The sequence below is a fragment of the Mangrovimonas cancribranchiae genome, from assembly GCF_037126245.1.
Taxonomy (GTDB): domain Bacteria; phylum Bacteroidota; class Bacteroidia; order Flavobacteriales; family Flavobacteriaceae; genus Mangrovimonas; species Mangrovimonas cancribranchiae.
In genome coordinates, this window is the sequence record NZ_CP136925.1 from 563,998 (window position 1) to 577,970 (window position 13,973).

General features: G+C 34.6%; 15 protein-coding genes. 13 read left to right on the plus strand and 2 right to left on the minus strand.

From position 1 onward, the window contains the following. Positions 1-30: 30 nt before the first annotated feature. Positions 31-1,101 (minus strand): branched-chain amino acid aminotransferase, encoded by a 1,071-nt coding sequence (locus R3L15_RS02565; RefSeq protein WP_338733039.1) that lies wholly within the window; start codon positions 1,099-1,101, stop codon positions 31-33. Positions 1,102-1,211: 110 nt separating this feature from the next. On the opposite strand from R3L15_RS02565, the gene R3L15_RS02570 reads away from it, so the two are divergent. From R3L15_RS02570 to R3L15_RS02585, 4 genes are all read left to right on the plus strand, one after another. Next, positions 1,212-1,730 (plus strand): DUF4920 domain-containing protein, encoded by a 519-nt coding sequence (locus R3L15_RS02570; protein ID WP_338733040.1) that lies wholly within the window; start codon positions 1,212-1,214, stop codon positions 1,728-1,730. Positions 1,731-1,741: 11 nt separating this feature from the next. Beyond that, positions 1,742-2,194: a hypothetical protein gene (locus R3L15_RS02575; protein ID WP_338733041.1), complete on the plus strand. Its 453-nt coding sequence runs from the start codon at positions 1,742-1,744 to the stop codon at positions 2,192-2,194. A 1-nt stretch (position 2,195) separates the two neighbouring features. Further along, positions 2,196-2,876 (plus strand): tRNA (5-methylaminomethyl-2-thiouridine)(34)-methyltransferase MnmD, encoded by a 681-nt coding sequence (mnmD, locus tag R3L15_RS02580; RefSeq protein WP_338733043.1) that lies wholly within the window; start codon positions 2,196-2,198, stop codon positions 2,874-2,876. Positions 2,877-2,974: 98 nt separating this feature from the next. After that, on the plus strand, positions 2,975-3,880 hold the full coding sequence (locus R3L15_RS02585) for a TIGR01777 family oxidoreductase (protein ID WP_338733045.1): 906 nt from the start codon (positions 2,975-2,977) through the stop codon (positions 3,878-3,880). A gap of 69 nt (positions 3,881-3,949) precedes the next feature. Here the strand turns inward: R3L15_RS02585 and R3L15_RS02590 are convergent, their stop codons facing one another. Continuing rightward, a complete protein-coding gene (locus R3L15_RS02590) occupies positions 3,950-4,603 on the minus strand; it encodes a YceI family protein (protein WP_338733046.1) in 654 nt (217 codons plus the stop codon). 161 nt (positions 4,604-4,764) lie between these two features. On the opposite strand from R3L15_RS02590, the gene R3L15_RS02595 reads away from it, so the two are divergent. The 9 genes from R3L15_RS02595 (at position 4,765) to R3L15_RS02635 (ending at position 13,971) form a co-directional block, all read left to right on the plus strand. Next, positions 4,765-5,307: a nucleotide exchange factor GrpE gene (locus R3L15_RS02595; RefSeq protein ID WP_338733047.1), complete on the plus strand. Its 543-nt coding sequence runs from the start codon at positions 4,765-4,767 to the stop codon at positions 5,305-5,307. A 3-nt stretch (positions 5,308-5,310) separates the two neighbouring features. Continuing rightward, complete coding sequence (dnaJ, locus tag R3L15_RS02600) at positions 5,311-6,435, plus strand: molecular chaperone DnaJ (protein WP_338733048.1); 1,125 nt, start codon at positions 5,311-5,313, stop codon at positions 6,433-6,435. 270 nt (positions 6,436-6,705) lie between these two features. Further along, the gene (locus tag R3L15_RS02605; protein WP_338733049.1) at positions 6,706-7,635 is read left to right on the plus strand and encodes an ABC transporter ATP-binding protein; all 930 of its coding nucleotides are present in this window, start codon (positions 6,706-6,708) and stop codon (positions 7,633-7,635) included. A gap of 2 nt (positions 7,636-7,637) precedes the next feature. Beyond that, positions 7,638-8,951 carry an ABC transporter permease gene (locus R3L15_RS02610; protein WP_338733050.1) on the plus strand — a complete coding sequence of 438 codons (1,314 nt, stop codon included), beginning with the start codon at positions 7,638-7,640 and terminating at the stop codon, positions 8,949-8,951. Positions 8,952-8,953: 2 nt separating this feature from the next. Beyond that, complete coding sequence (locus R3L15_RS02615) at positions 8,954-9,853, plus strand: mechanosensitive ion channel domain-containing protein (protein WP_338733051.1); 900 nt, start codon at positions 8,954-8,956, stop codon at positions 9,851-9,853. Between the two features lie 3 nt (positions 9,854-9,856). Further along, positions 9,857-11,020: a sigma-54 dependent transcriptional regulator gene (locus tag R3L15_RS02620; protein ID WP_338733052.1), complete on the plus strand. Its 1,164-nt coding sequence runs from the start codon at positions 9,857-9,859 to the stop codon at positions 11,018-11,020. Between the two features lie 9 nt (positions 11,021-11,029). Then, positions 11,030-11,911, plus strand: a complete 882-nt coding sequence (locus R3L15_RS02625) for a PPK2 family polyphosphate kinase (protein WP_338733054.1) — start codon at positions 11,030-11,032, stop codon at positions 11,909-11,911. A gap of 87 nt (positions 11,912-11,998) precedes the next feature. Further along, positions 11,999-13,402 (plus strand): M20/M25/M40 family metallo-hydrolase, encoded by a 1,404-nt coding sequence (locus R3L15_RS02630; RefSeq protein WP_338733055.1) that lies wholly within the window; start codon positions 11,999-12,001, stop codon positions 13,400-13,402. Then, entirely contained in the window at positions 13,402-13,971 is a 570-nt protein-coding gene (locus tag R3L15_RS02635; protein ID WP_338733056.1) for a hypothetical protein, read from the plus strand. Before R3L15_RS02630 ends, R3L15_RS02635 begins: the two co-directional genes overlap by 1 nt. The last annotated feature ends 2 nt before the right edge of the window (positions 13,972-13,973 follow it).

Genomic DNA, 13,973 nt, shown 5'->3' on the forward strand with positions numbered 1-13,973 from the left:
GGGAGCTTGATTAAGTTCCCGTTTTTTGTTTTAGTCTATTTTAGCTCTCCAATTAAATGGATCTTCAGAGCGGTTGTACTGAATATCGGTAATTAGTGTTTTAAGTTTACTAGCATAACTATCGTCAAGTTCTGGTAAGGTGTAATCTTTGTTTTTGTAACCAAAACCAGAAATCGGAGAAATAACAGCAGCTGTACCAGATCCAAACATTTCTTTAAGACTTCCATTTTTGGCAGCTTCAACAATTTCTTTAACAGAGATTCTTCTAACATTTACATCAATACCTTCTTTTTTAGCTATTTCAAGAATACTCTTTCTTGTAATTCCATCAAGAATTCTGTCACTAGTTGGCGCTGTGATTAAGGTGTCGTTAATTCTAACAAAAATGTTCATTGCACCAGCTTCTTCAATATACTCGTGCGTTGTGTCGTCGGTCCAAATAACCTGATTATATCCCTTATCTATGGCTAATTGTGTTGGATAAAACTGCCCCGCATAATTTCCACCAGCTTTAGCATACCCAACGCCACCATTTGCAGAGCGTGAATATTTTTCTTCTATAGCCACGGTAACTTTTCCAGAAAAGTAAGCTCCCGAAGGTGCTGTAGCAATAATAAAAATATACTCGTTAGCAGGAGAGGCATGAAACCCATTTCCAGAAGCAAAAACAAAAGGTCTTATATATAAGGCACTTCCAGAAGTTGTAGGAATCCAGTCTTGATCTACTTTTAAAAGTTTTTTTAAACCTTCCATAAAGTAGGATTCAGGAATTTCAGGAATGGCCAAACGCTTAGATGAAATGTTTAAACGCTTGCAGTTTTCTAGAGGCCTAAATAAATAAATATCATTGTTACTATCCTTATAGGCTTTCATACCTTCAAAAACAGATTGGCCATAATGAAAAATTTTAGCCGAAGGGTCTAAAGTAATGGGTTGGTAAGGCACAACTTCAGGAATACTCCAAGAACCCTCTTTATAGCGCGAGATTAACATGTGGTCCGAAAAAACCTTGCCAAATGGTAAATTATTAAAATCAGTATCTTTTAATTTTGAGTTTTGAGTTTTTTCAACTGTAATATCTTGCTCTGAAATTGTTGTCATATCTTACCTATTTTATGTACGCAAAAGTACTGAATTTAACCCTTATAAAAAATATAATGTTTCTTTAAAAAAGCTGTATATTTGAAGCATTAAAACCATTTAATATTTTTATGAAAAAGATTTTTGGACTATTAGTAATGATTAGCGTGTTAGTATCTTGCAAGGACGCGCAAAAAGAGAACACAGAACAAACTACAGAAAATACAGAAGAAATAGCCGAGGCAACGTATGTGCCTTTTGGAGCTAAGGTAGAAGCTGATAATGCTATAGATGCCGCGAAAATGAAAGAAACTTTCGAGGCGCTTCCTGTAGGAGATAGCTTAGACACAAAACTTACTGCTACGGTAAATAGCGTTTGCCAAACAAAAGGCTGCTGGATGAAACTAGACCTAGGTAACGGTGAAGAAGTTATGGTTAGATTTAAAGATTACGGCTTTTTTATGCCAAAAAACATTGCTGGGAAAGAAGTTATTGTTGATGGTTTAGCTTTTGTTGATGAAATGTCTGTACAAGATCTTAAACATTATGCAGAAGATGCTGGAAAATCTGAAGAAGAAATAGCTGCCATTACAGAGCCTAAAAAAACGTATAGTTTTGTAGCGGACGGCGTTTTATTAGTAGAAAAATAAGCCTTGTTATAATGAAAAACACGTTTTGGTTATTAATTGTTTTATTAGGAAGCTTAACAGCTTGTAAAAACGATGTGAAAACAGATGTTTCTGAAGAAACGTCTAAAGATGAGGTTGTTTACGATATGTATAAACCCTCAGAAATGGCCATTCTTATGAATCAGATGTATGCGCATAATCTTAAGATAAAACAAGATATCTTAAATGGCGATATACCAGCAGAATTTCCTATAGATTTTATGGAGATTCATTCGGCCGAACTAACCAAGGCTAATCAGCGTAATGAAACCTTTGAAAAATTCTCGAAAATTTTCATTACAGCCGAAAAAAATATTTTTAATCAAGACTCTAAAACTCCTTTGGAAGCACGCTTTAATACCGCAGTAAATGCTTGTATTTCATGTCATGAAACTTCCTGTACAGGACCTATCCCAAGAATTAAAAAGTTATTGATTAAATCGTAGTTTGAAACGAAAAATAATTACTACAAAAGATGGTTCTAAAACCATTCATTTAGAAGACTGGAATGAACAATATCATTCCACTCACGGAGCCATACAAGAAGCCAAGCATGTGTTTTTAAAACACGGTTTGGCTTTTAAATTGTCACAAATAGAACACGCTAATCCATCATTGTCTATTTTGGAAATAGGATTTGGGACAGGATTAAATGCTTTTTTAACTTTTTTAGAATCACAAAAACATTGCATCCCAATAGCTTATACCGGCGTAGAAGCTTATCCCGTTTTATTAGATGAAATTTCCGAGCTTAATTATGCCGAGTTATTGTCGTCAAACCAAGAAGAACAAGCAATTTTTAAACAAATGCATACTAGTGAGTGGGAAGTACCGAATCATTTATCTAAAGAGTTTACCTTGCTTAAGGTAAAATCGTTTTTTAAAGATATAACTTTCAATAATCAATTTGATGTTATTTATTTTGATGCTTTTGGCTCTCGTGTACAGCCAGAATTATGGGAAGTTTCCATTTTTAAACTTATGTATCATGCGCTTAAAAGTCAAGGTGTATTAGTAACATATTCTGCTAAGGGATCGGCAAGACGTGCTATGCAGGAAGTCGGTTTTCAAGTTGAGAAATTGCCTGGGCCGCCAGGGAAACGAGAAATGCTACGTGCCATTAAGTAAAAAGCTTTTTTTATACCTAAAATTTCGTTAAATGTGTTAAAGCTAGCTAAAATCTTCGGTTAAACACATCGCACTTCGTAACTTTATGAATAAGGATTATGAAAAAGATTTTAATTACAGGAGCGACAGGTTTGATAGGGCAAAATATTGTACATGTTTGCCATGAAAAAGGTATTTGTGTGCACTATTTAACTACTTCAAAACACAAGATAGAACACAGAGAAAACTATAAAGGGTTTTTATGGGACCCTAGCAAAAATAGTATAGACACTGCTTGTTTTGAAGGAGTTGAGGTTATTATAAATCTAGCTGGGGCTACTATTTCTAAGCGTTGGACTTCAAGTTATAAAACGGTTATATTAGACAGTAGAATAGATTCTTTAAACACATTATACACAGGTCTTAAAAATACAACTAATAATATATCACATCTTATTTCGGCAAGTGCCATTGGTATTTATCCAGATTCTTTAACCAATTATTACGACGAAAGTGAGAAATCGGTGTCTTCCTCGTTTTTAGGAGACGTGGTTTCTAAATGGGAATCTGCAGCGGATACCTTTAAAACTCTTGGTTTAAAAATATCTAAAGTACGTATTGGTTTGGTACTAGATAATAAAGAGGGAGCTTTACCACAAATAGCAAAGCCAGTAGCGTTAGGTTTAGGTGCTGCTTTTGGTCATGGAAATCAATGGCAATCTTGGATTCATGTTACAGATTTGGCACGACTATTTGTTTTTGTAGCCCGAGAACAGTTAGAAGGTGTTTATAACGGTGTAGCTCCAAACCCTGTGAGTAATAAAGAACTTACAAATGCTGTTGCTAAGCAATTAAAACGCCCATTATGGTTGCCTAATATACCTAAATCTATCATGCGTTTACTTTTAGGAGACATGCATATTCTCCTTTTTGAAAGCCAACGTGTAAGTAGTAAAAAAATAGAGGAAGCAGGTTTTTCTTTTAAATACCATGCGTTACAACCTGCTTTACAAGAATTACTTTAAAACGTATTTTAGTCATAAAAAAAGCCTGTTTTTTTAAACAGGCTTTTTAAGTTTTTGTAATAAAGTGATTTATGACTTATTACCAACAATGTTTACTTGTAATTCAAATTCATCGTTAATAAACTTATCACCTAAATCATCAAAGAACGATTTAGAACCATATTTAACGTTCCATTTAGAGCGATCTATAGTGAACGTTTCACTTTTAATAGTTACTGTATTGCCGTTCTCTGTAACCGTTACAGGAATAGTAATGTTGTTTTCAGCATCTTTCATTTTTAAGTTTCCAGAAAGGGTGCTTTTTCCATCAACGGTTTTAAATTCTGTTACGCTAAAAGCAGCAGAAGGATATTTCTCTACATCAAAGAAATCAGGACTTTTTAAGTGTCCTGCTAATTTAGCGTTACCTTCATCTTCAGCAGGAATATCTTTAACAACAATAGAATTCATGTCGATTAAAAATGTTCCACTTTGAATAGCGTCATCTTTCATACTAATTACACCACTTTCAACAGCAATAGTACCGTTGTGGCTACCTGTTGGCTTGTATCCTTTCCATGTAATAGAAGAAGCTTCGGTGTCTACTTTGTATTTTGTTGCTACAGAAGGCGTTTCTGCAACCTCTTCGGCAGCCGTAGTTTCAGCTTCTTTTGCTTTTTTACAACCAACTAATGCTACAGATATAGCAACTACAGTTAAGATATTTAAAAACTGTTTTCTCATAAGATTATATATTTTGATTTTAGTGTTAGACACAAAAATAACCAATAGTTAATAAAGTTTATTTAAAAAAACACTAAAATTTTTAGGTGACATTTTGACATTTTATATATAATGGCAGTACTTTTGCCTCTTAAAAATAGATTGAAAAAAGATACACTTCGATGAGTAAAAAAGATAAAAAAGACGATATCGCGGTAGAGCAGGAGACGTCACAAAATACAGAGTCTCAAGACCAAGAGACTAAGCAAGAAGTAAGCGTAGAAGAACAGTTGCAAAACGACTTGCAGCAAGAAAAAGATAAGTTTTTACGCCTTTTTGCCGAATTTGAAAACTACAAACGCCGTACGGCAAAAGAGCGTGTTGAGTTGTTTAAAACAGCCAGTCAAGATGTTATGGTGTCTTTATTGCCTGTGTTAGATGATTTTGATCGTGCTTACGTAGAGATAAGTAAAACCCAAGAAAAAGACTTGTTAAAAGGTGTAGAATTAATTAGCAATAAGCTTAAAAATACGTTACAAGGAAAAGGTCTTGAACAAATAGAATTAAAACAAGGAGACGATTTTAATCCAGATAACCACGAAGCCGTGACACAAATTCCGGCACCAAGCGATGACTTAAAAGGAAAAATTATTGATGTTGTGGAAAAAGGATACAAATTAGGAGACAAAATTATTCGTTTCCCAAAAGTAGTTATAGGACAGTAAATTATGGCAAAAAGAGATTATTACGAGATACTAGGAGTTGATAAATCTGCTTCGGCAGCCGAAATAAAAAAGGCTTACCGGAAAATGGCCTTAAAATATCACCCCGATAAAAACCCAGGAGATACCGAAGCCGAAGCCAAATTTAAAGAAGCAGCTGAAGCCTATGAGGTGTTAAGTAATCCCGATAAAAAATCAAGATACGATCAATTTGGTCATCAAGCATTTGATGGCTCTGGTGGTTTTGGTGGTGGTAGCATGAATATGGACGATATATTCAGCCAGTTTGGTGATATTTTTGGAGGCGCTTTTGGTGGCGGCGGATTCTCTGGTTTTGGTGGCGGATTTGGCGGTGGCCAACGTAGAGTGAAAGGTAGTAATTTACGTATTAGAGTTAAATTAACCCTGGAAGAAATAGCCAATGGTGTAGAGAAAAAAATTAAAGTAAAACGTAAAGTTCAAGCACCAGGTACTACTTATAAGACATGTGCTACTTGTAATGGTACTGGCCAAGTTACTAGAGTAACTAATACTATTTTAGGACGCATGCAAACAGCAAGCGCATGTAATGCTTGTGGCGGTAGTGGACAAACCATAGATAAAAAACCAAACGATGCCGATGCCCATGGATTAGTTGTGCAAGAAGAAACAGTATCTATTAAAATACCAGCAGGTGTTGTAGATGGTATGCAATTAAAAGTTTCTGGTAAAGGAAACGATGCCCCAGGAAATGGAGTTGCAGGAGATTTACTAGTTGCAATAACCGAAGAGCAGCATGACACACTACAACGCGAGGGTGATAATTTACATTACGATTTGTATGTAAGTTTACCCGATGCTGTTTTAGGAAACTCAAAAGAGATTGATACTGTAACAGGTAAAGTACGTATTAAGATAGAACCAGGTGTGCAATCTGGGAAAATTTTACGCTTACGCGGAAAAGGAATTCCTAGTATAAATGGTTATGGAAAAGGCGATTTGCTTGTACATGTTAATGTTTGGACACCAAAAACATTAAATAAAGAGCAAAAAGCATTCTTTGAGGCGATGAGAGAAGATGAACATTTTGATCCTAAACCAGAAAGTAGTGATAAGTCATTTTTTGAAAAAGTAAAAGATATGTTCTCTTAGTGTGAGTTACTTGTTTTAAGCTTGATTATCAGGAATATTTATTGGTTTTCATTTATTATAAGTAAAAAAACACTATATTTGATTTATCACTATTATCAATAGTGGTAATTTTTCTTTTTCATAGCAATTTTTTCCCATCCTTAAACTATTATAAGATTAAGGGTGGGTTTTGTTTTTTGTAGCAACCCTAGATTATTAATGTTTTATTGGCGTCACCTCTTCAACATTTAATATATTTACCTAACTTATCATTTTTAAAGAATAAATTGTATGAATAATTTATTGGAAGCACAGGGTGTTTCTAAAAAATTTGGCGAATTTACAGCCCTAAACAATGTGTCTATTTCGGTTCCAAAAGGAAGTATTTTTGGCTTATTAGGTCCTAATGGTGCAGGAAAAACAACCCTAATAAGAATTATAAACCAAATAACGATGCCAGATACAGGGACTGTTACCCTGGATGGTAATCCTTTACAACCCCATCACATAAAAGATATAGGTTATTTGCCTGAAGAACGCGGCTTGTATAAATCTATGAAAGTAGGCGAACAAGCTTTGTATTTGGCGAGATTAAAAGGTTTAAGCAAGCAAGAGGCTAAAGAGCGTTTGCAATATTGGTTCGACCGTTTAGAAATAGGTGATTGGTGGCATAAAAAAATACAAGAACTCTCTAAAGGAATGGCTCAAAAAGTACAGTTTATAGTTACCGTATTGCACAATCCTAAATTATTAATTTTTGATGAACCTTTTTCTGGTTTCGACCCTATAAATGCTAATTTAATTAAAGACGAAATACTACGGTTACGAGATCAGGGCGCTACGGTTATTTTTTCAACACACCGTATGGAATCGGTGGAAGAGCTGTGTGATCATATTGCTTTAATAAATAAATCGCATAAAATCTTAGATGGCAAATTAACCGATATAAAACGGCAATACAGAACACATACTTACGAAGTAGGTTTGCGTACAGAACATAAAGAACAACTTCAAAAAGAACTAAGTGCAAAATTTGAGATTTCACCAACGAATTTTAAAACTTTAGAAGACGATTTAATGCTAAACATTAAACTGTCTGAACATGATACGTCAAACGATTTGTTAGGCTATTTATCTAGTAAAGGTGAAGTGTCTCATTTTGTAGAGTTAATACCTAGCGCCAACGATATTTTTATACAAGCTGTAAAGAACAATAATTAAGCATGAACCACTTATCATTAATTATAAAGAGAGAGTATTTAACCAAAGTGCGAAATAAGTCGTTTATAATTATGACTATTTTAAGCCCTATAATTATGATTGCTTTAGTAGCTGTTGTGGCTTATTTATCGCAACTTAATAATACAACAGAACGTACTATTTCGGTATTAGATGAATCTGGTCTTCTTGAAGATGCTTTAGAAGATACCGAAACAACCACGTATCAACTTTTAGAGAACCTAAGTTTAGAAGATGCTAAAATTGTTGCCGAAAAAGGCGAGCATTATGGACTTCTTTATGTAAAAGGTCTAGACAATATAGACGATTTAAGCAAACACATTAAGTTTTACTCTAAAGAACTTCCGTCGTTAACATTAATATCAAGCCTAGAAAATAAATTAGAAAAGCAGCTTACCGATTTAAAAATGACGCAAAAAGGTATTGATATTGCTAAAATAGAGGCCTCTAGAGTAAATGTAACGATTGGACAAGAAAGTTTTGTAGGCGAAAAAACCTCGAAAATAGATAGTGTTGTAAAACTTATTTTTGGTGGCGCTGCAGGATATTTACTATTCATGTTTATCATTATTTACGGGAATATGATTATGCGTAGCGTTATTGAAGAAAAAACAAGCCGCATTATAGAAGTTATTATTTCTTCTGTTAAACCTGTACAACTTATGCTGGGTAAAATAATAGGAACGTCGTTAGCAGGAATAACTCAATTTGCTATTTGGATTGTTTTAGGAGGCGTGTTAATGTCGGTTGTGTCCATGATATTAGGAATAGACTTAACTCAATCGGCAGCTGGTCAAGAAGAACTTATGAAACAAGCTGTAGAAAATCCAGAAATGGGATTAGAAGTTCAAAATGCTTTACACGCTTTTTATAATTTGCCTATTTTTAATTTAATTGTAGCCTTTATTCTGTTTTTTGTTAGTGGTTACCTTTTATATAGCTCTTTATATGCCGCCATTGGAGCAGCAGTTGATAATGAAACCGATACCCAGCAGTTTATGCTTCCTATATTAATGCCATTAATATTGGCTGTTTATATTGGTGTTTTTACAGTTATTGAAGATCCACACGGAACCGTATCAACTGTGTTTTCTTTCATCCCATTAACATCACCTGTAGTTATGCTTATGCGAATTCCTTTTGGGGTTCCAATTTGGCAACAATTGTTATCTTTAGCTATATTAATAGGTACATTTATATTCACCGTATGGTTTGCAGCCAAAATTTATCGCGTTGGTATATTAATGTATGGTAAAAAACCAAGTTATAAAGAATTGTATAAGTGGTTAAAATACTAAGTATGCAAAATAAAATTGAAGAAATAGAAGAAGCTGTTAAAGAGAGCAGCGTTTGGGAGTCTATTGTAGAGTTTTTAAAGCTAGGAATTACTTTTGGTGAGGACACCGAAAGCCCTGTAAAAATTACAGTTGGACTAGTACTTTTAGTTTTTATTATTTATTTAATAACCTCTTTAGTACTTAGGTTTTTTAAGCGATTGTATTCTAAAAGACTACCAGAGCAAGACCGTACAAAGTTCAATACCGTTTTTTCATTTGCGCGGTGGTTTATTTACGTTGTTGTTATTTTAGTTGTTTTCGATTCTATTGGTATAAATGTCACGGCCATATTTGCAGCTTCAGCAGCATTGTTAGTTGGCGTTGGTTTAGCGCTTCAAACACTGTTTCAAGATATTCTTTCAGGCGTGTTTATACTTATTGATCAAAGTTTACACGTAGGCGATATTATTGAAATTGAAGATAAAGTAGGTCGTGTAGTTGAAATAAAACTGCGAACAACACGAGCTGTAACTATTGATAATAAAGTACTGGTAATACCTAACCATTTATATTTAACCAATAGTTTATACAATTGGACACAAAATGGCACATCAACACGAGAAAGTGTTTCGGTAGGTGTGGCTTATGGTAGCGATGTGCAATTGGTGAAAAAACTGTTGTTAGAAGCTGCCTCAAAGCATCCAAGCGTATTAAAAAGCCCAGAACCCGTAGTGCTTTTTACGGGATTTGGCGATAGCTCATTAAATTTTAAAGTTGTTTTTACCCTTAACGATAGTTTTAAAGCACAATTTCCTAGTAGCGATATCCGTTTTGAAATAGATAAACTGTTTAGAGAACACAACGTCTCTATACCATTTCCGCAACGCGATATTCACATTATTTCAAAACCTAAAGAAGACTAAAACATGCCCAAAATATTAGTAATAGAAGATGAAGCGGCTATTCGTCGCGTTTTGGTTAAAATTTTAACCGAAGAAAATGATTCTTACCAAGTAGAAGAAGTCGAAGACGGTTTAAAAGGCATTGAAGCCATAAAAAATGACGATTTCGACCTTGTACTTTGCGATATAAAAATGCCTAAAATGGATGGTGTCGAGGTTTTAGAAGCCACAAAAAAAATAAAACCAGAAGTTCCTTTTGTCATGATTTCAGGTCACGGCGATTTAGATACGGCTGTAAACACAATGCGTTTAGGAGCGTTCGATTACATTTCCAAACCACCAGATTTAAATCGCTTGTTAAATACTGTTCGTAACGCATTAGATAGAAAAGAACTGGTTGTTGAAAACAAGAAGCTAAAGAAGAAGGTCAGTAAGAATTATGAAATGATTGGAGATAGTAAAGAAATTCTTCAAATCAAAGACATGATTGAAAAAGTCGCCCCAACAGACGCTCGGGTTTTAATTACAGGACCAAATGGTACTGGAAAAGAATTGGTAGCGCATTGGCTGCACCAAAAAAGCGAACGCCATAAAGGGCCAATGGTCGAGGTAAATTGTGCCGCTATACCAAGCGAGTTAATAGAAAGCGAATTATTTGGTCATATAAAAGGGGCTTTTACAGGAGCTAACAAAGATCGCGCAGGTAAGTTTGAAGCAGCTAACGGCGGAACTATATTTTTAGATGAAATTGGTGATATGAGCCTATCGGCACAAGCCAAAGTGTTACGTGCATTACAGGAAAATAAAATTCAACGAGTAGGTAATGATAAAGACATTAAAGTCAATGTACGTGTTGTTGCTGCTACAAATAAAGATTTAAAAAAAGAAATTGAAGATGGTAAGTTTCGTGAAGATTTATACCACCGTTTAGCCGTTATTTTAATTAAAGTTCCCGCTTTAAATGATAGGCGAAATGATATTCCATTACTTATCGATTTCTTTTCAAGTAAAATAGCTTCAGAACAAGGAACGAGCAAAAAATCGTTTTCTAAAAAAGCCATCAAATTATTACAGGAGTACGATTGGACTGGAAATATACGCGAGCTGCGTAATGTTGTCGAGCGTTTAATTATTCTAGGTGAGAAAGAGGTAAGCGAGAGCGACGTTAAATTATTTGCTTCTAAATAACTAAATATTATGAAGAAAAATATCAATATAAACGATTTTAAAGTCACCAAACCTATTCATTTAAAAGATATTTCTACAACCTATGATTTAGATGCCGATAAAGACAAGATTGAAGATGAGATGGAAGAGGTTTGCGAAGATCTTGCAGACATACAAAATGCTATGTATGCGCACGGTAAATATGCTGTATTAATTTGTATTCAAGGTACCGATACGGCAGGAAAAGATAGTATGATTCGGGAAGTTTTTAAAGAATTAAATGCGCGAGGTGTTATGGTGCATAGTTTTAAAACACCTACTAAATTAGAGTTAAAACATGATTATTTATGGCGTCATTATTTAGCATTGCCAGCCCGTGGTAAATTTGGTGTTTTTAACAGAACGCATTACGAAAATGTTTTGGTAACTAGAGTGCACCCAGAATATATTTTAAACGAAAATATACCAGGAATAAATAGCGTGGAAGATGTTAATGACGCTTTTTGGCATAAAAGATTTGAGCAAATAAATAACTTTGAACAGCATATTGCCGATAACGGAACAATTATCTTCAAGTTTTTCCTTCACTTGTCTAAAGAAGAGCAAAGAAATAGATTGTTACGTCGTTTAGAAAAACCTTCAAAAAATTGGAAATTCTCTCCAGGAGATTTAGACGAACGTGAACTTTGGGATAGCTATCAAGAGTGTTTTGAAGATGCTATTAACAGAACATCAAAACCTCATGCGCCTTGGTACACAATTCCTTCAGATGATAAACCAACAGCACGTTATATTGTGGCAAAAATACTTTACGATACCTTAAAAACCTATAAAGATATTAAAGAGCCAGAATTAGAGCCCGAAGTTATGGCTAATTTAGAAGCTTATAAAAAACAATTAGAAAGTGAATAATTTTATCCCGCATACGCGGGATTTTTTATGCTTTCTTTTACAAAATCACTTTATAGAAATAGTATATTAGTCACAAAATTTAACACTATGAGATTACGTTTACTGGTAGTAGCCTTATTATGTTCAACAACATTCTACTCTCAAACCGATGAGGGTGTTTTAAAAAATATTTATAAAACATCACTTACCAACGGAAAAAGTTATGAGTGGTTAGATTACTTATCCAACCAAATAGGAGGGCGATTATCTGGTTCGGTAAATGCCGAATTAGCTGTAGAATGGGGTGAAAAAGAACTTAAGGAATTAGGTTTAGATAAAGTATGGTTACAACCTGTTATGGTGCCAAAATGGATAAGAGGTGCCAAGGAATATGCCTATGTAAAATCAAGCTCAGGAAAAACAACAAGTGTTAATATTTGTGCTTTAGGAGGTTCGGTTGCCACAAACCCATTAGGTATAGAATCAGAGGTTGTTGAGGTGCATAACTTCGAAGAATTAGAGCAATTAGGACGTAATAAAGTTGAAGGGAAAATCGTGTTTTTTAACCGTCCAATGCAGGCCGATTTAATACAAACCTTTCAAGCCTATGGCGGTTGTGTTAACCAACGTTATAAAGGTGCTGTTGAAGCAGCAAAATATGGTGCTGTGGGTGTTATTGTGCGTTCTATGAATTTACGATTAGACGATTTGCCACACACTGGAAGCATGACCTACGATGATTTACCAAACTCTAAGCGAATTCCTTCGGCAGCAATAAGTACCAACGATGCCGAACTTTTAAGTAGTATGCTAAAATTAGATAGCTCTTTAAAGTTTTATTTCAAGCAAAACTGTCAACAGTTACCAGATGTTAAGTCTTACAATGTAATAGGAGAAATTACGGGTAGCGAATTTCCTAATGAATATATTATAGTTGGTGGCCATCTAGATTCCTGGGATTTAGGCGATGGCTCACACGATGATGGTGCGGGTATTGTTCAATCTATGGAAGTCTTACGTTTATTTAAAGAAACAGGAATAACACCTAAACGAAGCATTCGTGTAGTGATGTTTATGAACGAAGAAAACGGGTTGCGTGGTGCCACAAAATATGCCAAGGTTGCTAAACAAAATGGTGAAAATCATATTTTTTCATTAGAAAGTGATGCTGGAGGTTTTACCCCAAGAGGATTTAGTTTTGATTGTAGCGATGCTGTTTTTTCAAAAATAGAAGGTTGGAAACCTTTATTTAAACCGTATTTAATTCATTATTTTGAACAAGGTGGTAGTGGTGCCGATGTAGGGCCATTAAAAACCAAAACCAATGTTGTGGCTGGTTTACGTCCAGATTCGCAACGGTATTTCGATCATCATCATGCTGCCAACGATACCTTTGATGCTGTGAATAAACGCGAGCTGGAATTAGGAGCTGCCACCATGACATCTCTAGTATACTTATTTGATAAATATGGAATTGCACCAATTTCTAATAAAAATGAATTAAAAGATTAATGAGACATATCCTTTTATTTTTAGCTTTTATACTTGTTAGTACTATGCAAGCACAAAACAATACATTACCATATTATGAAGTTCCTGAAGCTCCAAAAACCTATACAGCTGGTACTGTTGTAGCTAGACAGATTGACGGTTTGGGTTTTCGGTTTTATTGGGCAACAGATAGTTTGAATGATAACGACTTACTGTATAAACCAAATGAAGAAGCAAAAACTGTTGCAGAAACTATAGAACATATTTTTAGTTTATCTCAAGTTATTTTAAGTGCTGCATTACAGAAACCTGTAAATAAAACTGATGCCTCCAATATGAGTGCTCAAGATATTAGAAAGGAAGTGCTGTTTAATTTAAAACAAGCTGCCGATATTTTGAGTAAAGCAGATGATTTAACGCAATTTAATATTGATTTTGGAGCAGGAAAAACCTATCCGTTTTGGAATGCAATTAATGGCCCAATAGCAGATGCCATTTGGCATTCAGGACAAATAGCATCGTTTAGAAGAACCTCTGGAAATCCCATTAATTCTAAAATCAATCATTTTACTGGAACTATTAGAGATTAGCT